The following is an 18,699-nucleotide window of genomic DNA, read 5'->3' on the forward strand; positions in this document are numbered from 1 at the left end:
AGGTTGCGGGGCCGTTCGTACAGCTCCATCGGCTTGCCGACCTGCTCGACCACGCCGCCGTTCAGCACCACGATCCGGTCGGCCAGGGTCATGGCCTCGACCTGGTCGTGGGTGACATAGACCATGGTGGTCTTCAGCCGTTCGTGCAGGCTGGCGAACTCGTAGCGCATCCGCACCCGCAGGGCGGCGTCGAGGTTGGACAGGGGCTCGTCGAACAGAAAGACCTGCGGCTCCCGCACGATGGCCCGGCCGATCGCCACCCGCTGCCGCTGGCCGCCCGACAGCGCCTTCGGCTTGCGGTCCAGATAGTCGGTGATGTTCAGCGTCTCGGCGGCGCCGCGCACCCGCCGGTTGACCTCCGCCTTGTCCAGTTTGGCAAGTTTCAGCCCGAACGCCATGTTTTCATAGACGTTCATGTGTGGATACAGGGCGTAGGACTGGAACACCATGGCGATGCCCCGGTCCGACGGCGACAGGTCGTTGACCGTTCGCCCGCCGATGGCGATCTCGCCCCCGTCGGCCTCTTCCAGCCCGGCGATGGTGCGCAGCAGCGTGGACTTCCCGCAGCCCGACGGGCCGACGAAGACGACGAACTCGCCGTCCGCGATCTGCAGGTCGACGCCCTTCAGCACCTCCGTGGCGCCGAAGCGCTTGGTCACCCCGCTCAGCCGCACGTCCGCCATATGTCCTGCCCGCCGCTGCTTGCCTCCGGTTCACCGTAAACGGTTACAGGCGACGCGCAATCCTCAGACGGGAGCCGGCCAGGCGGCTGTCAGCGTGGCCCCTTGGCCTTGTAGGGCTTCTTCGCCGGCGGCTTGCCGCGCGCGTCCTTCGGGGCCCACGGACGGTCGCCGCCTTTCGGCTTGCCCTTCCACGGCTTGTCGCCGGCGGGAGCGGCTTCGGCGTCGGCGCGCGGCGCCCACGGAGTCTTGCCTTCGGCGGCGGGCTTCTTGACCCAGGGCTTCTTGCCCGGAGGCGTGGGCGTGTCCGGCGTGCGCTTCACCCACGGCTTCTTGCCCTCGGCCGCCGGGGCGGCGTCATCGCGCTTCACCCAAGGCTTCTTCTCGCCCTGCGGACGGTCCTCGCGGGCTTTCCACGCCGGCCTGTCGCCGTCCTCGCGCTTGACCCAAGGCTTCTTCGCGCCCTCCTGACGGTCCTCGCGCGGCTTCCAGGCCGGCTTCTCGCCGCCCTCTTCGCGCCTGGCCCACGGCTTCTTCTCCGGACGGTCGCCGCCCGCGCCGGGTTTCTTGTCCCAGCGGCTGACCGGTTTCTCCGAAGGACCCGGCTTCACGGCCGGATCGATCTTCACGCCGTCCTCAAGTCCCTGGGCGATGGCCGCCTCGAATTTCGCCTTCATCTCCTGGGTGATCTCGAACTTGGTCTCGCGCTCGAAGATCTTGATCGCGCCGATGTCGCGCTTGGTCACGTGACCCAGGCGGCAGATGGTCGGCATCAGCCATTTTGGGTCGGCGTTCTTGTCGCGGCCGATGTTGATGCGGAACCAGGCCATGTCGCCGCCGCGCGCGAAGTCCGTATACGGCACGTCCGGCTGGCCCTTGTCGTTGCGGCCCGTGGCCTGCTGCCGCTTCATCCGCTCGTCGTCATAGACCTCCTCCGGCGCCGGCAGCTTCTGCTGGTACAGGCGGATCAACGCGGCCGCGACCTGCTCGGGTGAGCTCTTCTCGAGCAGTTGCCGGCCCAGCGCCAGCGCCTCCTCGTCCTCGACCGGGGCCGTCAGCACCGGATCGGCCAGCATGCGCTTGCGGTCGTTCTCGAGGATCATCTCGGCCGAGGGCGGCCCCGACCATTCCGCGGTGATCCCTGCCGACTGCAGCATCAGTTCGACCTTGCGGCGGCGCGTATAGCTGACCAGCAGCACGGACACGCCCTTGCGGCCGGCCCGGCCGGTGCGGCCCGAACGGTGCAGCAGGCCGGCCTTGTTGACCGGGATTTCGGCGTGGATGACCAGGCCCAGGTCGGGCAGGTCCAGGCCGCGGGCCGCCACGTCGGTGGCCACGCAGACCCGCGCATGGCCGTCGCGCAGCGCCTGCAGGGCTTCCGACCGCTGGCTCTGGGTCAGTTCGCCCGACAGCCCGACGACCGAGAAGCCGCGCTCGCGCAGGCTCGAGGTCAGGTGCTTGACCCGCTCGCGGGTGTTGGCGAACACCAGCGCCCCGGGAGCCTCGAAATAACGCAGCACATTGACGACGGCGAGCTCGACCTCGTTGGGCGCGACGCGGATGGCCTTGTATTCGATGTCGGCGTGCGACCCGGCGCCCGCCACCGTGTCGATGCGCAGCGCGTCCTTCTGGTAGGTCCGGGCCAGCTGCACGATGTCGCGCGCCAGCGTGGCCGAGAACAGCAGCGTCCGCCGCTCGGCCGGGGCGGCGTCGAGGATGAAGGTCAGGTCCTCCTGGAAGCCCATGTCCAGCATCTCGTCGGCCTCGTCCAGCACCACGGCCTGCAGCGTCGACAGGTCCAGAGCCCCCCGCTCGACGTGATCGCGCAGGCGTCCGGGCGTGCCGACGACGATGTGACAGCCGCGCTCCAGCGCCCGCCGCTCGACCTTCGGATCCATGCCGCCGACGCACGAGACGATGCGGGCGCCGGTCTGGGCGTAGAGCCACTGCAGTTCGTTCGAGACCTGCAGCGCCAGCTCGCGGGTCGGGGCGATCACCAGGGCCACCGGCGCGCCGAACTCGGCGAATTTCTCGGCCTCGCCCAGAAGGGTCGGCGCCAGGGCCAGGCCGAAGGCCACGGTCTTGCCCGAGCCGGTCTGGGCGCTGACCAGCAGGTCGCGCCCCTGTTCGGCCTCCAGCACGGCGGCCTGGACAGGCGTGGGCTCGGCGTAGCCACGGGCGGAGAGCGCGCGGTCGAGCGCGGGATGACTGGCGGGGAAGGGCATGAGGTGGTCCGTAGGGCGCCAACGCGGCGCGCGCCAGTCCCGCCCGGGAGGGGGGCGGAGCGGCGAAGGGGCGGCCATATGCCCGCTGATCAAGGCGGAAGCGCGGCCCTTTCCATTCCTGACGGATGTGGGCGCCGCCGTGACAACCGACCTCCGTTCGGTAAAGCTGCGACGCTGGAGGGGAATTCCATGCTCAAGACACTGCTTGCCGCCACCACGGCCCTGACCGTGCTGGTCCAGCCCGTCGCCGCGTTTGCCGCGGGTCCCCTTCAGGACGGGAGACCGATTCGTCCCGGCCAGACCGTGCAGGGCGAGCTGCGGCGGGGCGACGACACCCTGCAAAGCGGCGAATACGCCGACACCTGGACCCTCCCGGTCAGGGCCGGAGAGACCTATGAGGTGACGCTCTCGGCCTCGGCCTTCGATCCCTATCTGCTGGTGCGCGGCCCCGGCGGGCTCAGCGAGGACAACGACGACGATCCGGCGGCGCGGGGCTCGCGCGACAGCCGCCTCGTCTTCACCGCCCCCGCCGGCGGCGAGGTCGAGATCAGCGCCACCAGCTATGAACCCGGCGAAACCGGCGCCTACCGCCTGACCCTGACGGCGGCCGGCGCCGGACGGGCGCCGTCGGGCCCGGCCGACGCAGCGGGATCGATCACCGTCGGCCGCACCGTCGGCGGCGCCCTGGCCAGCGGCGACGAGCAACTCGACAGCGGCGAGTTCATCGACACCTGGACCCTGCGCGGGCGGCGCGGTCAGCAGCTCGATATCCGGCTCACCTCGACCGACTTCGATCCCTATCTGATGGTGCGCGGGCCGGGGGACTTCTCCAGCGACAATGACGACGACGCCGGTGTCGAGGAGTCCCGGGACAGCCGCCTGCTGATCACCCTGCCGGCCGACGGAGAGTATCAGATCTCGGCCACCAGCTACGCGCCCAAGGAGAGCGGCGCCTACCGTCTCGCGGTGCTTGAGGGTGCGGGCCTCACGGCGCCCCGGCCGCCGTCCGAGACCCCCTCCGGCCGTCCGTCGGACGGCGGTCTGATGGAGATCGGCGAGGCCGTTTCGGGCGCGCTCGCGGGGGGCGACGACACGCTCGATTCCGGCGAATACGTCGACAGCTATCGCTTCACCGGCCGCCGCGGCCAGCGAGTCGTCGTCGACCTGACCTCCTCGGCCTTCGACGCCTACACCATGGTCACCACGCCCTCCGGCGAGCAGTTCGACAACGACGACGGCGAGGACGGCACGGACAGCCGCCAGACGCTGGTCCTCCCCGAGGACGGGGAATACGAGGTCCGCGTCACCTCCTACCGCCCGGGCGAGACGGGCTCCTACCGCTTCAGCGTCGAGGCCGGCCGCGAACCGCCGCGTCAGGCCGCCGTCGCCGGCGGGGCGCGCGTGTTCGCCCTGATGGTCGGAGTGTCCGACTACGCCGACGGGATCAACGACCTGCCCTTCACCGACGAGGACGCCCGCAAGCTGGCCGAGACGCTGCAGCGCGACGGATCGCTGAACGACGCCAGCGTCGTCCTGACCAACGCCGAGGCGACCGTCGGCGGCGTTCGCGCCGCCTTCTCGCGCATCGCCGCCCAGGCGGGGCCCGACGACATGTTCCTGTTCTTCTTCTCGGGTCACGGCGATCAGGAGCCGACCGCCGTCACCGGCCTCGAGCCCGATGGCAAGTCGGAGACGCTCGTGCTCGCCGACGGCGCGATCACCGACGCCGAACTGGGACGCCTGTTCGCCACCCTCGATACCCGGCTGGCGTTGCTGGTGGTGGACGCCTGCTTCTCCGGCGGCTTCGCCCGCAACGTCGTCGACCGCCCGGGGGTCATGGGCGTGTTCAGCTCGGAGGAGGACCTGACCAGCGCCGTGGCCGACAAATTCCAGGCCGGGGGCTACCTGTCCCACTTCGTCCGCGAGGGCATGTCGGGCGCGGCCGACGGCGACGGCGACCGCCTCGTCACGGCCGGCGAACTGGCCACCTGGCTGCGCCGCCAGTTCCGCGTCGAGGTCGAGGACGTACAGGCCGAGACCCAGGACGGCCAGCGCAACTACCAGAACCTGGTCATCGACCGCGGCGGCGTCCAGGTCGACGACGTCATCGTCCGCCTGCCGGCCGCGGCGGCGTCGGGCGGCCAGTGACGGGGAAGGAGGATGGTGGATGCGACAGGGATTGAACCTGTGACCCCCTCGGTGTGAACGAGGTGCTCTCCCGCTGAGCTACGCATCCATCAATCGGGCCCCGGGACCAGCCTGGTGGACGGGGAGGGCGGGGACATAGCCCGCTCGCCCCGGGCTGGCAAGACATCAGATGCCGGCGGCGACGAGGCCGTCGATCGCGGCCTCCAGCGCATCGAAATGATCGATCAGCACGTCGCCGCCCAGGTCGGCGGGCGCGATGGGCGTATAGCCGAAGCTCACCACCACGCAGGGAACGCCCGCGCTCCTGGCCGCCTGCACGTCCGGCGCCCCGTCGCCGACCATGATCGCCCGCGCGGGATCGCCGCCGGCCATCGTCACCGCCTCGCGGATGTGGGCGCCGTCCGGCTTGCGCGCCGAGACCACGTCCGGCCCGCACACCACGGCGAAATGCCGGTCCATCGCCAGCGCCCCGATCAGGGCCGTGGACAGGTCGGTCCGCTTGTTGGTCGCCACGCACAGGATCGCCCCGCGCCCGGCCAGCCGGTCGAGGCACTCGATCACGCCGCCATACGGACGGCTGTGGACCGCGATGTTGGCCAGATAGTCGTCGAGGAATTCCTGCAGCAGGGCAGGGGCCCTGGACTCGTCCCACGCGGCGCCCGCCTCCCGGAAGCCGTGCCGCAACAGGGCCAGCGCCCCGTGCCCGACCAGATGCTGCGCCGCCTCCACGGGCATCCTCAGGATGTCGCGCGCGCCCAGCATCCGGTTCAGGGTGCCGATCAGGTCCGGCGCCGTCTCCACCAGCGTCCCGTCGAGGTCGAAGGCGATGGTCCAGCCTTCCAGATCGCGCTCCGCCATCGACATCTCCCGCCGCCCGCCCCGATGGGCTAGACCTCGGGCGTGACTAACCGCCGGACCGATTCATGACCAGCACCGCGCACCCCAGGGCCGCCATCATCCTCGCCGCCGGCCAGGGCACGCGGATGAAGTCGCCGCTGCCCAAGGTGCTGCACCCGGTCGGCGGCCGCGCCATGCTGGACCACGCCATCGACGCCGCCGAGGCCTTGGGCTGCGAGCGCATCGTCGTCGTGGTCGGGGCCCATTCGCCCGAGGTCCGCGACCACGTCGTCAAACGCCTCGGCGAGGACGCCGTCGCGGTGCAGGACCCGCCGCTGGGCACCGGCCACGCCGTCCGCGCCGCCGAGGCCGTGCTGGGCGATTTCGTCGGCCAGGTGGTCATTACCTACGGCGACGTGCCCTTGCTCACCGCCGCCGACATCGAGCCGGTCTTCGCCGCCCACGACGGGGTCGCCGTCATCGGCTTCGAGGCCGCTGATCCGGGCGCCTACGGCCGCCTGGTCATGGACGGCGACCAGCTCCTCGCCATCACCGAAGCCAAGGAGGCTTCGCCCGAGGTGCTGGCGATAACGGCCTGTAATTCCGGCGTCATGGCCGCGCCGGTCGGCCTGCTGTTCGACCTGCTGCGCGAGGTCCGCAACGACAACGCCAAGGGCGAATACTACCTCACCGACGTGGTCGAACTGGCTCGCCGTCACGGCGCCCCGACCCGCGCCGTCATGGCCGCCGAGCACGCCGTCATGGGGGTCAACTCGCAGGCCGAACTGGCCGTGGCCGAGGCCCTGTTCCAGAACGCCCGCCGCACCGCCTTCCTCGCCGCCGGCGTGACCATGCCCGCCCCCGACACCGTCCATTTCGCCTTCGACACCGAGGTCGGCGGCGGGACCACGATCGAGCCCTATGTCGTCTTCGGCCCCGGCGCCCGGATCGCCTCCGGCGCCCGCATCCGCGCCTTCAGCCACGTGGAGGGCGCCACCGTCGCCGCCGGCGCCGAGGTCGGCCCCTACGCCCGCCTGCGTCCCGGCGCGGACCTCGGCGAGAAGGTCAAGGTCGGCAATTTCGTGGAGGTGAAGAACGTCCGGATGGCCGCCGGCGCCAAGGCCAACCACCTCGCCTACCTCGGCGACGGCGAGGTCGGGACGAAGGCCAACATCGGCGCCGGGACGATCTTCTGCAACTACGACGGCTTCTTCAAACATCGCACCGTGGTGGGCGAGGGGGCCTTCGTCGGCTCCAACAGTTCGCTGGTCGCCCCGGTGACCATCGGCCCCGGGGCCATGGTCGGCTCCGGCTCGGTCATCACGCAGGATGTCGCCCCCGGCGACCTCGCCCTGGGCCGCGCCCCGCAGACGGCGAAGCCCGGCTGGGCGGCCCGGTTCATGGAAACCATGCGGGCGAAGAAGGCGGCGAAGTCCGCCTAGCGGGTGCGTTCGGTGCGGACGGTCGGCACGCGGTCGTTCGTGGCCAGATCCACCACCTCCAGCGCGCAGGACATGCCGGAGTAGACCTGGACGACGCGGTAGCTGTGGTCCGCGACCGGCTGGAGGACACGTCGTTCTGGCAATTGTAGGAGCTGAGCACCGCTCGGGCCGAGATGTAGACCGGCCGGTGCACATGCACGCGGATATAGGAGGCGTCGCCCACGCCTCTCCACGGCACCGCCACGCGGTCGGACCCGCGGATCGGATTGCGCGACAGGAAATAGTCCACGCTCGTCAGCTGGCCATCGACGGGCAGGTTGAAGATCATCCGCCCCTGCAGGCCCTGCAGCGTGGCGGGCGTGACGATCACCAGGGTCGCCGAGGGAACGCCCTCCGCCGGCGACATGTAGCCGCTGGGCTGCGGCGCCGGGTCGTAGACGTCGGCCATCGAGGCGCAGCCGCCGGTCGCGAGCAAGAGGGCGCCGAGGGCGGCGAGGGGCAAGCGCTTCATCGGGGAAGTCCGGCGGTGTTTCGGGGTCGACGAAGTCCGGATCGGGACGGCCGGGCGGTCGGCGAGATTCCCCACTTCCCCCGTCCCTGTTCCCCCGATATGGCCTCCGGTAGTCTCAGGATCAGGAACTACCAAGCTTCATGTCCGACGCCCAGAAGAAATCCGCCGGCGAGGCCGCCGCCCTCCGCGTCGAGGCGGGCATGACCGTCGGCCTCGGCACCGGCTCCACCGCCGCCTGGTTCGTCAGGGCGCTGGCCGCCCGGAACCTCGCCAACCTGCGCTGCGTCCCGACCTCGGAGGCCACCGCCGAACTGGCCCGCGAACTCGGCCTGCCGCTCTCCACCCTCGAGGACACGCCCCGCATCGACCTGACCGTCGACGGCGCCGACGAGGTCGGACCCGGCCTCGCCCTGATCAAGGGCGGCGGCGCGGCCCTGCTGCGCGAGAAGCTGGTCTGGGAGGCTTCGGCGCGCTGCATTGTCATCGCCGACGCCGCCAAGGTGGTGAAGACCCTCGGCGCCTTCGCCCTGCCGATCGAGGTCGTCGCCTTCGGTCACAAGACCACCGCCAACCGCATCGCCGACGTCCTGACCGACCACGAGATCGCCATGCCCGCCCGCGTCCGTCAGGCCGAGCGCGGCCTCGTCCGCACCGACGGCGGCAACCTGATCTACGATGCCAAATGCGGCGTCATCCACGACCCCGCCCGCCTCGCCGACGACCTCAAGCTGATCACCGGCGTGGTCGAGCACGGCCTCTTCCTCGACCTGGCGGACGAGGCGATCATCGGCGTCGAGGGCGGCGTGGAGCTGCTGACGCCCTGAGCGGGGCCCCGGGGCCGGTCTACTCTTCCGCGGCCGGTTCGGCCCCGGCCTCGCCGTCCCGCGCCCGTCTGTGCGCCCGGCGGATCTCGCCGGCGATCTCGGCGCGGTTGGCCCGCCAGTTGGCGTCGTTCCTCTCCGCCCCGTACAGGCCCGCCAGATAGGCCCGGTCCCAGTCGGTGACGCTGGCGCTGCCCTCCGGATCGTCGAACACGTTGAGGATCGAGGCGTAGCGGCTGGTGTCCGCGTCGGGATCGATCTGCGCCAGCGACACCATGGCGATATAGTCCGCCAGCTGCAGCACGCTCAGGCCCGCCACGTCCCCGACGTCGACGATGACGATGGTCCGGATCAGGGCGTCGACGATCTGGGTGTTCAGCCGCGAGGCTGCGAACACGCCGATCTGCGGCGCCGCGTCGGCCGCACCCGTGCAGCTGTTGCGGCAGTCGCCGGGGATGCGCACCGCCCGGTCCCCGGTTTCGGCGTCCACCGGCAGGCTCATCTGCCACCAGCGCACCGGGCGGTCGGTCTCGACGAAGTCGGCCAGGGCGTCGCCGCCGCGATCCATGCCGGCCCCGCCCATCCGGAACGCCCGGCCCCGTTCCTCGACGAGGGTGCGGGCCAGCGCGCCGCCGTCGTCGGTGGCCACCACCATGATGTTCGGGGTGCAGCCCGGCCCGCCGACCTCCAGACCGACATCCTCGGCCACGGTGGAGATGCGGTCGGCCAGATATTGGGCCGTCTCGCCGGTCAGGTTGGCCACGCCGACGCAGACACGCTCTTCCCAGCGGGCGAGGCCGCGATGCCGGTTCGGCTCGGCCACCTCGCCGACGAAGTCCTCGATCAGCTGGTCCAGCGGCCGGCCGGTGACGGTCACATCCTCCAGCCGGGTCGGCTCCTCGGCCGCCGGCGCCTGCTGCGGCGCGGGGGCGGGCGGCGGGTCCTGGAGGGGCGCCGTGGTCAGCAGGGCGGTGAGGGCGAAGATAACCATAGGTGGCGTCCCGGGGTGTGGTTCGTCCCATAAGCGCCTGCCTGCGCGAGGGCGTCAACCGCTTCCGGCCGCGGCAGCCGACAGGGGCGCGTCAAGGCCCGTCCCTTGCTCCCGTCGCCCCCGGGACCTAAGTCCGTCGCGCGCCGCCGGGCGCGGAACGGAGCCTTGCCGAATGGCCGACTACGACTACGACCTCTTCGTCATCGGCGCCGGTTCCGGCGGTGTCCGCGCCGCCCGCCTCACCGCCCTCGGCGGCAGAAAGGTGGCCATCGCCGAGGAATTCCGCGTCGGCGGCACCTGCGTCATCCGCGGCTGCGTGCCCAAGAAATTCATGGTCATGGCGTCCGAGGTCAGCCACGCCCTCGAGATCGCCGAAGGCTACGGCTGGTCGTTCGAGGGCACGAAATTCGACTGGCCGACCTTCCTTCAGGCCAAGGACGTCGAGATCGCCCGCCTGTCGGGCATCTACGCCGCCAACCTCGGCAAGGCCGGGGTCGACCTGATCCATGGCCGGGCCGTGCTCAAGGACGCCCACACGGTCGAGATCGCCGGCAAGGGCGAGGGGGGCAAGCCCCTGACCGTCACGGCGGAGAAGATCCTCGTCGCCACCGGCGGCCGCCCGTGGAAGCCCGACGACCTGCCGGGCATCGAGCACGCCATAACCTCGGAAGAGGCCTTCCACCTGCCCGAGCTGCCGAAGCGCATCCTCATCGCCGGCGGCGGCTATATCGCCGTCGAGTTCGCCGGCATCTTCGCCGGCCTCGGCGTCGAGACCACCCTGATCTACCGCGGGCCCAACATCCTGCGCGGCTTTGACGACGACGTCCGCGCCCACCTCGCCGGCGAGATCGAGAAGCGGGGGATCAAGGTCATCCTCGGCTGCCAGCACACCTCGCTGGAGAAGACGGAGACCGGTATCGTCAACCACCTCGGCAACGGCATGAGCCTTGAGACCGACGTGGTCATGTTCGCCACCGGCCGGGTCCCGCACGTCAGGGATCTGGGCCTCGAGGCGGCCGGGGTGAAGGTCGACGACAACGGCGCGATCTGCGTCGACGCCTTCTCGAAGACCACCGCGGACAACATCTGGGCCATCGGCGACGTCACCGACCGCATGAACCTGACGCCGGTCGCCATCCGCGAGGCCGTGGCCTTCCACGAGACGGTCTACCGCGGGAACCCGACCCGTTTCGACTACGAGGCCGTCGCCACCGCAGTGTTCAGCCAGCCCCCGGTCGGGGTCGTCGGCCTGTCCGAGAGCGAGGCGCGCCATTCCTGCCCCGGCGAGGTCGACGTCTATCTCACCCGCTTCCGGCCGAGGAAATACGCCTTCACCGGCTCCGACGAGCGCGTACTGATGAAGCTGGTGGTCGACGCCACGAGCCAGAAGGTGGTCGGCGTCCACATCGTCGGCCCCGAGGCGCCCGAGATGATCCAGCTCGCCGCCATCGCCGTGAAGGCCGGCCTGACCAAGGCCCAGTGGGACGCGACCTGCGCCGTCCACCCCACCATGGCCGAGGAGCTCGTGACCCTGCGCGAGAAGCAGCAGCCCGGCAATATGTCGGCAGGGTAGGGAGCCGGAGCCCTGAGGGACCGACGAACGACCTCCCCACCCGCGCCCGCGCCGCGACGGGAAATCCCGTGCGTCACGACGGTTCATTGTCCCTGACCCCGCGTCCGCCTATCTTGGCCCGATGAGTACGCGCTGGACCCCCGAGAGCTGGAGACAGAAGCCCGTCGTGCAGATGCCGACGGACTATCCGGACATGGCCGCCCTTGGGCGCGTCGAGGACGAACTGCGCGCCATGCCGCCGCTGGTCTTCGCCGGCGAGGCGCGCCACCTGACCGCGAAACTGGCCCAGGTCGAGGCCGGCGAGGCCTTCCTGCTCCAGGGCGGCGACTGCGCCGAGAGCTTCAAGGAGTTCTCGACCGACAACATCCGCGACACCTTCCGCCTGATCCTGCAGATGGCGGTGGTCCTGACCTTCGCCGGCCGCAAGCCGGTGGTGAAGGTCGGCCGCATCGCCGGCCAGTTCGCCAAGCCGCGCTCATCCTCGCTCGAGACCATCGGCGACGAGACCCTGCCCAGCTACCGCGGCGACATCATCAACGGCATGGCGTTCACGCCCGAAGAGCGCGTGCCCGATCCGCAGCGGCTGATCCGCGCCTACAACCAGTCGGCCTCGACCCTGAACCTGCTGCGCGCCTTCGCCGGCGGCGGCTACGCCGACCTGTACAACATCCACCGCTGGACCATGGGCTTCGCGGCCGACAGCGCCTACGGCGCCCGCGACCGCGACCTGGCCGACAAGATCACCGAGGCCCTGGCCTTCATGGAGGCCGTCGGCGTCACGCCGGAGACCCATCCGGATCTCAGCCGGGTCGAGGTCTTCACCTCGCACGAGGCCCTGCTGCTCAATCTCGAGAGCGCCCTGACCCGACTCGACGGGGCCACCGGCGAGTGGTTCGACACCTCGGCCCACATGGTCTGGATCGGCGAGCGCACCCGCCAGCTGGACGGCGCCCACGTCGAGTTCGCCCGCGGCATTCGCAATCCCGTCGGCCTGAAGTGCGGCCCGACCATGGAGGCGGACGACCTGCTGGCCCTGATCGATGTGCTCAACCCCGACAACACGCCAGGCCGCCTGACCCTGATCGGCCGCTTCGGGGCGGACAAGGTCGGCGACCGCCTGCCGCGCCTGATGAAGGCGGTGAAGGCCGAGGGCCGCCGCGTGGTCTGGTCGATCGACCCGATGCACGGCAATACGCTCAAGGCGGGCAACGGCTACAAGACCCGCCCCTTCGAACGCATCCTGTCCGAGGTCCGCGGCTTCATCGACGTGGCCGAGGCCGAGGGCGTTCATCCCGGCGGCGTCCACCTCGAGATGACCGGCCAGAACGTCACCGAATGCCTCGGCGGCGCCCAGGCCCTGACCGAGGACGATCTCAGCAGCCGCTATCACACCCACTGCGACCCGCGCCTCAACGCCGACCAGGCGCTGGAGCTGGCCTTCCTCGTCGCCGAACGGCTCAAGGCCGGCCGGCGCGCCCAGTCCGAGGCGGCCTGAGATGGAGGCCGTCGGCCGTCCCGACGGCGATGACGCGCCGGGTCGCTGCGCCTATCAGGGCGCGCCGGGCGCCTTCAGCCACGAGGCCGTCATTGATCTGCGGCCGTGGGACGAACCCGTCGCCTGCGACAGCTTCGAGTCCGCCATCGCGGCCCTGAAGGCCGGGGAGGTGGGCTGCGCCCTAATTCCCGTCGAGAACACCACCGTCGGCCGTGTCGAGCCTGCCGCCTCCCTGATCGAGGCGGCGGGGCTGACCGTCGTCTCGGAGGTCTGGCGCCCGATCCGGCTCGCCCTGATGGCCCCGGCCGGCGCCCGCCTCGGCGACATCCGGACCGCGGAAAGCCACCCCGCCGCCCTTGGACAGTGCGCCGCCACCCTGAAGGGCCTCGGCATCGAACCGGTCGAGGCCTACGACACTGCGGGGGCGGCCCGCGCCGTCGCCGAGGCCCGGGATCCCACCCGCGCCGCCGTCGCCCCGGTCCGGGCGGCCGAGGTCTATGACCTGTCGATTCTGCGCAACGACATCCAGGATTCGGCCGACAACCGCACGCGGTTTGTCCTGCTCAGCGCCTGAAGCGCTTGACGCCGCACGATCCATGCGCCCAATGACGCCCATGGTCCGCTCGCACGCCATCGCTGCGACTGCATTCGCCGGCTTCACCGCCGCCGCGGAGCTGTATTTCTACGGCTTTCGATACGCCGGCTGAGGCGTCGGGCATCGCGTCCTGACCGCCTCGCCGGCGACCGCTCCGCGACGGAGCGGCGGCTCGCAAACGCCCAGCCCCATCGAAATCCGAAAGACTCCCCGTGACCCCTTCCGCCCTCCAGCAAGTCTGGCCCGCCCTCCTCGAAGTCTCCCCCGAACAGATGGCGCTCGCCGCCCTGCGTCATGAGATCGACGTCCTCGACGACCAGCTGCTCGCCCTGTTCGAGCGTCGTCTCGCCATCGCCGCCCGCGTCGGCAAGGCCAAGGACGCGCCGTCCGGTCCTCACCTCAAGCTTCGCCCCGACCGGGAACAGACCGTTCTCGACCGCGTCCTCGCCCAGGCCGCGCCGGACAACCGTGAGGCCGTCGAATCCCTCTGGCGGCAGATCGTCGGCTGGGGCCTCGCCCGTCAGGGCAGGCTGCAGGTCCAGGTCTGGTCGCCGGTCGAGCCGACCCGCGCCTTCGACGGAGCCCGTCTCCGCTTCGGCGCGGCGGCCGACATGAAGGCCGTGCGCGATCCGCAGGCCGCGCTCGCCTGGGCCGCGGACGGCCACGGCGTCGCCGTGCTGGCGATCAACGCCGGCGACCCCTGGTGGACCGGCCTCCGCCGCGAATGGTCGGCGCTCAGCGTCTTCGACGGTTTCGGCGGCGAGACGCCCACGGCGCTGGCGGTCGGGCGGATCGACCCCGCGGCCCTGCCCGGCGGCCGCCGCGTGCTGGTCACCGCCGGCGGCGACGCGGGCGACGGCTCCGGCATCCGCCGCCGCGGCCTCGACACCCACCACGGCTGGAGCCTGTCGCTCACCGATGCGGCCATGCCGGTCGGCGGCGACGAGGGCTGCGTCGGCGCGATCGGCTAGATCGCCATATTGTCGATCAGCCGGGTCTTGCCCAGCCAGGCGGCGGCCAGGACGCGGGCGGGGCCGTCGACGGTTCCACCCGCGAATTCCCCCAGATCCTCCGCCCGCCGCACGGCGACATAGTCGACGTGGCTGAACCCGACCTCAAGCAGGGCGGTCGCGGCTTCGGACTCGATGGCGGGCAGGGCGCCGCCCGCCGAAGCCTTGGCGCCGGCCTCGGCCAGCACGCCATTCAGCCGCCGCGCCACCTCCAGCTGCTCCGCCGACAGGTAGGCGTTGCGCGACGACAGGGCGAGGCCGTGCCCGTCGCGGATGGTCGGCGAACCGACGATCTCGACCGGAATGTCCAGATCGCGCACCAGCCGCCGAACCACGATCAGCTGCTGGAAATCCTTCTCCCCGAACACGGCGACGTGCGGCTGGACCTGGTTCAGCAGCTTGGCCACCACCAGCGCCACGCCGCCGAACATCTGCGGCCGGAACGCGCCTTCCAGCCCCTCGGCCGGTGCCCCGACCGAGATCGTCGTGGTGGCGTCGGCGGGATACATCTCCTCCACGGCCGGCGCATACATCAGGGCGCAGCCGGCTCCGGCCAGCAGTTCGGCGTCGCGCGCCTCCTGCCGCGGATAGGCCCCGAGATCCTCGTGCGCGGCGAACTGGGTCGGATTGACGAAGACGCTGGCCACCACCCGGTCGGCCCGCAGGCCCGCTTCACGCACCAGCGTCTGGTGACCTTCGTGCAACGCCCCCATGGTCGGCACGAAGCCGACGGTGAACCCCTGCCGCTTCCAGCCGCTTACCGTCTGGCGCAACTCCGCGATGGTGCGGGCGACGGGCAGGTCAGGAGTGTGGGGCATGGTGAACGGATTAACCCTTCGCCTTAAGCGTGCTTGTGAACCGTGCCTCAAAGCCCGGCGTGTCAGGGTGCGCTTATGACGCCGAGCCTCCTCATCCGTCCAGTGCTGGCCTGTCTGGCCGCCGCCGCCCTGTCCGCCTGCGGCATGGTCGAGCCGAATCCGCACCGCTTCGAGGACATGGCCGAGGCCGTCGCCGCCATTCCGCTGGACGGCCAGGCCGGGGCGGCTCCCGCCCGCGCGCCGGTCGTCCGCACCGCCGCCGAAACCGGCCTGCGCCCCGCGTTGCAGGTGCAGGTCATGGAGCCGCACGCCCTTTGGGACGCCCGCGACGGCGGTCTGGGCGGCGTGGCCCGGGACGAGGGGCAGCGCCTCGTCGCCGCCGCCGCGCCCGCCGTGGCCGAAGCCGCGGTCCGGCAGGTCTCCGCCCGTATCGACAGCGCCGCCGTTCAGGCCGGATTGCGTCCGGCGCAGCCCGGCCGCCCGGTCGCGCCCCGCGCCGGCGGTCTGGTCCAGATCGGGGCCTACTCCAGCGACGCCGCCGCCCGCGCCGCCTGGGCGCGGCTCAAGTCCGGGGGCGCCGCCTGGGCCCTCGACGGCCTGACGCCGGTGTTCGAGGGCGTGGAGGTCGGAGGCCGTCGCCTGACCCGGCTCAAGGTTCGGGCGCCCGCCGCCGGCGCCGCCGCGGTCTGCGCCGCGGCCGGCATCGACGATCCCTGGTGCCACCGCGCCGCCTGATACGGCGAAGCCCCACATCCACAGTCACGGATCACCGCTCCGTTGACGCCGCGCCCCGGCCCGGCGATTCTGGCGTCTGAAGGCCGCGCGTCGAGTCGGCGGCCGCAGAGGCATCGAGAGTTCATGGCTGACCCCACGGTCATCGTCGTCGGCAACGAAAAGGGCGGGGCGGGCAAGTCCACGCTCGCCATCCACATCGTCTGCGGCCTGCTGCACGCGGGCAAGTCGGTCGCGATCATCGATCTGGACCTGCGGCAGCGCTCGATGGCCAAAGTCTTCGCCAACCGCGCCGCCTGGACGGCCGGCAACGCCCAGGTCCTGCCGATGCCGGTCCAGCCGGACATGGGTGACGGCAAGGCTCTGGCCAGGGCCGACGAGAGCGAGCAGCTGGCCCGCTTCGACGCCGCCTTCGCCGAGGCGCGCGCCGCGGCGGAGTTCATCCTGATCGACACGCCCGGCGGCGACACCCTGCTGTCGCGCACCGCCCACGGTCTCGCGGACCAGATCGTCACGCCGATGAACGACAGCTTCATCGACTTCGATCTGCTGGGTCAGGTCGATCCGGTCACCCTCGACCTGCTCAAGCCCTCCATCTATTCCGAAAGCGTCTGGGAGGCGCGCAAGCACCGGGCCATCACCGAGGGCCGGGCCGCCGCCATCGACTGGATCGTGGTCACCAACCGCCTCGCCGTCGCCGCCGCCCGCAACCGCCAGCGGCTCGAGGAGCGGATGGAGAAGCTGGCCCGCCGGGTCGGCTTCCGCATGGGCCCCGGCCTGCGCGACCGCGTCATCTATCGCGAGCTGTTCCCCTTCGGCCTGACGGTCGCCGACCTGTCCAACGAGGTGCGGCCCGTGGCCGTGTCGCTGGCCCACGTCGCCGCCCGTCAGGAGCTGCGCAACCTGATGCGGGCCCTCGGCCTCGACGGCGGCTCCCTGAACGCGCCGCTGGACGCCGCGGCGTGAGGTCTTGAGCCTGGTCTGGCTGGCGCTGGCGGCGATCGCCGTCTGGGCCCTCGTCCGGCTCGGCCGCCAGACTGAAGGCCCGGGGCGCGGCCACTGGCGGGTGACCGCCACCCTGTTCAGCGCCGTCCTGATCGCCGGGGCCGTCCTGCTCGCCGCCCGGGGATCGTGGCTGGCCGCCGCCGCCCTCGCCGGAGCCGGCCTGTGGCTGACCGTCGCCTCGCGCCAGCGCACCGCCGCGACCCGAACCGAGGCGATGACCCCCGCCGAAGCGCGCTCGCTGCTCGGCGTCTCCGCCGACGCCACGCCGCAGCAGATCAACGCCGCCTGGAAGCGGCTGATGGCGCGGGCGCATCCGGATCAGGGCGGGACCGAAGGCCTCGCCTCACGCCTCAACGCCGCCCGCGACCGCCTGCTGAAAGGCTAGGCCTTGGCCGGAGCCTTCTTCGCCGCCGGCTTTTTCTTCGGCGCGGCCTTCTTCGCCGCCGGCTTCTTGGCGGCCGCCGCCTTCTTCGCCGGCGCCGTCTTGGCCTTCGGGGCCGCCGCCGCCCGGGCCGCCAGCAACGGCAGGGCCGCCTCCAGCGTCAGCTCTTCCGGCGCCGTGCCCTTCGGCAGGGTGGCGTTGACCTTGCCCGACTTCACATAGGGACCGAAGCGGCCGGCCATGACGTGGATCGGCTCGCCGGTCTCGGGGTGCGCCCCCAGGTCCTTCAGTGGCGCGGCCGCGGCCCCGCGCCCGGCGAACTTGCCGGCCCGCTTCTCGGCCAGCAGCACCACGGCCCGGTTGAGCCCGATCTCGAACACCTCGTCGATGTCGGCGACATTGGCGTAGGTCCCGGCGTGCTGCACGAAGGGTCCGTAGCGGCCCAATCCGGCGGTGATGGGCTTGCCGTCCTCCGGATGCAGCCCGACCTCGCGCGGCAGGGCCAGCAGCCGCAGCGCCTGCTCCAGCGTCAGCGACGCCGGCGACCAGCCCTTGGGCAGGGACGACCGCCTCGGCTTCTCCGCGCCCGGCGGCGTCGTCTCCACATAGGGCCCGAACCGCCCGATCTTCAGATGCACCGGCTGACCGGTCTCGGGATCCAGTCCCAGCTCCCGGTCGGTTCCGGCCTCCTCGTTCGACGCCCCGCTGCCGAAGCCGCGGGTGTATTTGCACTCCGGGTAGTTGGAGCAGCCGATGAAGGTCGACTTCATCTTGAAGCTGGCCTTCAGATGCAGCCGTCCCGTGCCGCACACCGGGCACAGGCGCGGGTCCGATCCATCGGCCTTCGGCGGGAACAGGAACGGCCCGATCGCCTCGTCCAGCTTGTCGATGACGCCCTGCATGGCGGTCACGTCGGCCGTGGCCGGCTTCAGCTGACCCCAGAAGTCGCGCAGCAGCTTCTTCCAGTCGAGATCGCCCGCCGACACCTCGTCGAGCTGGGTCTCCAGATCGGCGGTGAAGTCGTACTGCACCCACTTGGCGAAGAACTGTTCCAGGAAGGCGGTGACCAGCCGGCCGGTGTCCTCCGGGATGAACCGGTTCTTGTCCATCCGCACATAGCCGCGGTCGCGCAGGGTGGTCAGGATCGAGGCGTAGGTCGACGGGCGGCCGATGCCCAGTTCTTCCAGCTTCTTGACCAGGGTGGCTTCCGAGAAGCGCGGCGGCGGTTCGGTGAAATGCTGTTCGGTGCGGACGGCCTCGACCTTGACGCCCGCGCCTTCCTTCAGCGCCGGCAAGCGGGTCGAATCGTCCTCGTCCTCGCCGTCCTTCGGCCGCTCGTCGCGGCCCTCCTCATAGACGGCCAGAAAGCCGTCGAAGGCCACCACCTGTCCGGTGGCGCGCAACCCGGTCTGGCCGTCCGGCGTCTCGACCTCG

General features: G+C 71.3%; 17 protein-coding genes and 1 tRNA gene. 10 read left to right on the forward strand and 8 right to left on the reverse strand.

Annotated elements, in window-relative coordinates:
- Together VGD32_RS07820 and VGD32_RS07825 are read right to left on the reverse strand one after the other, a co-directional pair.
- On the reverse strand, nt 1–683 hold a 683-nt coding region (locus VGD32_RS07820), incomplete at its 3' end, for an ABC transporter ATP-binding protein (RefSeq protein WP_331031336.1).
- Nucleotides 684–772: 89 nt separating this feature from the next.
- On the reverse strand, nt 773–2,905 hold the full coding sequence (locus tag VGD32_RS07825; protein WP_331031337.1) for a DEAD/DEAH box helicase: 2,133 nt from the start codon (nt 2,903–2,905) through the stop codon (nt 773–775).
- A 189-nt stretch (nt 2,906–3,094) separates the two neighbouring features.
- Between VGD32_RS07825 and VGD32_RS07830 the strand changes: the two genes are divergently transcribed.
- Nucleotides 3,095–5,053, forward strand: coding sequence for a pre-peptidase C-terminal domain-containing protein (locus VGD32_RS07830; protein ID WP_331031338.1), 1,959 nt, complete (start codon nt 3,095–3,097; stop codon nt 5,051–5,053).
- A 13-nt stretch (nt 5,054–5,066) separates the two neighbouring features.
- On the opposite strand, the gene VGD32_RS07835 is transcribed toward VGD32_RS07830, so the two are convergent.
- Together VGD32_RS07835 and VGD32_RS07840 are read right to left on the reverse strand one after the other, a co-directional pair.
- Nucleotides 5,067–5,141 (reverse strand) — tRNA-Val (locus VGD32_RS07835).
- A gap of 77 nt (nt 5,142–5,218) precedes the next feature.
- The gene (locus tag VGD32_RS07840; RefSeq protein WP_331031339.1) at nt 5,219–5,911 is read right to left on the reverse strand and encodes an HAD hydrolase-like protein; all 693 of its coding nucleotides are present in this window, start codon (nt 5,909–5,911) and stop codon (nt 5,219–5,221) included.
- Between the two features lie 65 nt (nt 5,912–5,976).
- Between VGD32_RS07840 and glmU the strand changes: the two genes are divergently transcribed.
- A complete protein-coding gene (glmU, locus tag VGD32_RS07845) occupies nt 5,977–7,332 on the forward strand; it encodes a bifunctional UDP-N-acetylglucosamine diphosphorylase/glucosamine-1-phosphate N-acetyltransferase GlmU (RefSeq protein ID WP_331031340.1) in 1,356 nt (451 codons plus the stop codon).
- Here the strand turns inward: glmU and VGD32_RS07850 are convergent.
- A complete protein-coding gene (locus VGD32_RS07850; RefSeq protein ID WP_331031341.1) occupies nt 7,289–7,843 on the reverse strand; it encodes a hypothetical protein in 555 nt (184 codons plus the stop codon). The genes glmU and VGD32_RS07850 overlap by 44 nt on opposite strands.
- A 140-nt stretch (nt 7,844–7,983) precedes the next feature.
- Here VGD32_RS07850 and rpiA point away from each other — a divergent pair, with 140 nt between their 5' ends.
- Nucleotides 7,984–8,667, forward strand: a complete 684-nt coding sequence (gene rpiA / locus VGD32_RS07855) for a ribose-5-phosphate isomerase RpiA (protein ID WP_331031342.1) — start codon at nt 7,984–7,986, stop codon at nt 8,665–8,667.
- 19 nt (nt 8,668–8,686) lie between these two features.
- On the opposite strand, the gene VGD32_RS07860 is transcribed toward rpiA, so the two are convergent.
- Nucleotides 8,687–9,655, reverse strand: coding sequence for a hypothetical protein (locus tag VGD32_RS07860; RefSeq protein WP_331031343.1), 969 nt, complete (start codon nt 9,653–9,655; stop codon nt 8,687–8,689).
- A 172-nt stretch (nt 9,656–9,827) separates the two neighbouring features.
- Here VGD32_RS07860 and gor point away from each other — a divergent pair, with 172 nt between their 5' ends.
- The 4 genes from gor (at nt 9,828) to VGD32_RS07880 (ending at nt 14,289) form a co-directional block, all read left to right on the forward strand.
- A complete protein-coding gene (gene gor, locus VGD32_RS07865) occupies nt 9,828–11,228 on the forward strand; it encodes a glutathione-disulfide reductase (protein WP_331031344.1) in 1,401 nt (466 codons plus the stop codon).
- Between the two features lie 121 nt (nt 11,229–11,349).
- Nucleotides 11,350–12,723: a class II 3-deoxy-7-phosphoheptulonate synthase gene (locus tag VGD32_RS07870; protein WP_331031345.1), complete on the forward strand. Its 1,374-nt coding sequence runs from the start codon at nt 11,350–11,352 to the stop codon at nt 12,721–12,723.
- Between the two features lies 1 nt (nt 12,724).
- The gene (locus VGD32_RS07875; RefSeq protein ID WP_331031346.1) at nt 12,725–13,297 is read left to right on the forward strand and encodes a prephenate dehydratase domain-containing protein; all 573 of its coding nucleotides are present in this window, start codon (nt 12,725–12,727) and stop codon (nt 13,295–13,297) included.
- A gap of 233 nt (nt 13,298–13,530) precedes the next feature.
- A complete protein-coding gene (locus VGD32_RS07880; protein WP_331031347.1) occupies nt 13,531–14,289 on the forward strand; it encodes a chorismate mutase in 759 nt (252 codons plus the stop codon).
- Here the strand turns inward: VGD32_RS07880 and panC are convergent.
- Nucleotides 14,286–15,146 (reverse strand): pantoate--beta-alanine ligase, encoded by an 861-nt coding sequence (gene panC, locus VGD32_RS07885; protein ID WP_331031348.1) that lies wholly within the window; start codon nt 15,144–15,146, stop codon nt 14,286–14,288. The genes VGD32_RS07880 and panC overlap by 4 nt on opposite strands.
- A gap of 75 nt (nt 15,147–15,221) precedes the next feature.
- Here panC and VGD32_RS07890 point away from each other — a divergent pair, with 75 nt between their 5' ends.
- The 3 genes from VGD32_RS07890 (at nt 15,222) to VGD32_RS07900 (ending at nt 17,268) form a co-directional block, all read left to right on the forward strand.
- A complete protein-coding gene (locus VGD32_RS07890) occupies nt 15,222–15,881 on the forward strand; it encodes an SPOR domain-containing protein (protein WP_331031349.1) in 660 nt (219 codons plus the stop codon).
- Between the two features lie 123 nt (nt 15,882–16,004).
- A complete protein-coding gene (locus VGD32_RS07895; protein ID WP_331031350.1) occupies nt 16,005–16,844 on the forward strand; it encodes a division plane positioning ATPase MipZ in 840 nt (279 codons plus the stop codon).
- A gap of 4 nt (nt 16,845–16,848) precedes the next feature.
- Nucleotides 16,849–17,268 (forward strand): molecular chaperone DnaJ, encoded by a 420-nt coding sequence (locus tag VGD32_RS07900; RefSeq protein ID WP_331031351.1) that lies wholly within the window; start codon nt 16,849–16,851, stop codon nt 17,266–17,268.
- Here the strand turns inward: VGD32_RS07900 and VGD32_RS07905 are convergent.
- On the reverse strand, nt 17,265–18,699 hold a 1,435-nt coding region (locus tag VGD32_RS07905), incomplete at its 5' end, for a topoisomerase C-terminal repeat-containing protein (RefSeq protein WP_331031352.1). The two genes, VGD32_RS07900 and VGD32_RS07905, sit on opposite strands and share 4 nt — an antisense overlap.

The sequence above is a fragment of the Brevundimonas sp. genome (assembly GCF_036402095.1).
In the GTDB taxonomy this organism is placed as follows: Bacteria; Pseudomonadota; Alphaproteobacteria; order Caulobacterales; family Caulobacteraceae; genus Brevundimonas.